The organism is Lentibacillus populi (assembly GCA_014642895.1).
In the GTDB taxonomy this organism is placed as follows: domain Bacteria; phylum Bacillota; class Bacilli; order Bacillales; family Amphibacillaceae; genus Lentibacillus_C; species Lentibacillus_C populi.
The window spans coordinates 1-1110 of sequence record BMJD01000116.1; the positions used below are offsets into that span (position 1 = coordinate 1).

At 41.7% G+C, this 1110-nt stretch carries 1 protein-coding gene and 1 pseudogene; one reads left to right on the plus strand and one right to left on the minus strand.

What is annotated here, in order from left to right:
- Positions 1 to 100 precede the first annotated feature (100 nt).
- Positions 101 to 535: an RpnC/YadD family protein gene (locus IEX12_RS23095; RefSeq protein ID WP_188725995.1), complete on the plus strand. Its 435-nt coding sequence runs from the start codon at positions 101 to 103 to the stop codon at positions 533 to 535.
- 155 nt (positions 536 to 690) lie between these two features.
- Here the strand turns inward: IEX12_RS23095 and IEX12_RS23100 are convergent.
- Positions 691 to 987: pseudogene (locus IEX12_RS23100) on the minus strand (YihY/virulence factor BrkB family protein); the annotation flags it as partial.
- Between the last annotated feature and the right edge of the window lie 123 nt (positions 988 to 1110).

Consider the following 1110-nt stretch of genomic DNA (forward strand, 5'->3'; position numbering starts at 1 on the left):
GTAGTCGGCTTGCGAAACCACGCCCTTAAGGCGTTGCAAGTAACATGCCCTTATAGGGCTAAGTCAAACCACCTGTTGAACAGGTGGTATGTGATTTGAATTGTTACTTCAGGATCCGCAGAAAAGCTCTCAGGAATATATTCAATCATTACTCTATTTTATCGACTATTTATTGGAAGTTCCTGAGGAGATGACAAGGGAGTTGCAAAAAGATATTAAACCAATGATTGGAAAGGAGGCGAGTTATATGGATAGAACAATGTATCCTGACCCACCGACGTTAAAACCCTTTCTTGATGAGCTTAGGGAGGAAGGAAAAAGGCTGGGAATTGCGGAAGGAAAAGCGGAAGGTAGAGCAGAAGGAAAAGCAGAAGGAAAAGCAGAAGGAAAAGCAGAGGGAAAGGCAGAGGGAAAAGCGGAAGGAAGAAAGGAAATAGCTGTGGCGATGTTTAAAAAAGGTTTTTCGGTAAAAGAGATTATGGAATTGACAAATCTTACTGAAAAAGACTTAGATGAAATTAAGGATCAGCTGTAGTATTTCAGGTGAAGAAGATCGTGCGCAAACAAGTTTGTTCCGGGGGATGGAACAAACTTGTTTTGTGGGTTAGTTCAAGAAAAAGGGGGGCAGTTAGCATAATGTCGTATCCTTTTCCTCTCTGTACCGAGTGAATTGTATTACTCTTACCATATTCATCTTTTATACACCGATGCATTAATCAAACCACCTACTAACAAGACAACAGCCGTAAGATAAAACCAAACCATTAAAGCAATGATACTCCCAAGTTGTCCGTAGAATTCGGAGTAGTTGCTCATACCGGCATACCTTGAGAAGCCAACCGATACGACTTGCCAGCCAATTGTTGCAAAAATTGCCCCTGGGAAAACACTTCTCCACGGTACCCCGATACTAGGCACAACTTTATATAAGGTTAAAAAGAAAAGGTATAAGAACAACGTACCGAGCCCCCACCTCGTTAAGAACCATAAACGGTACCATAATTCGTTGACTGTAACTCCAGATTAAGCCCCACGCTATGCGTGGGAGAACAAAAGTGGAAGTACCTTTACGTATGATAAAAAAATCCCCCTCTGGTATAATGACAAAGG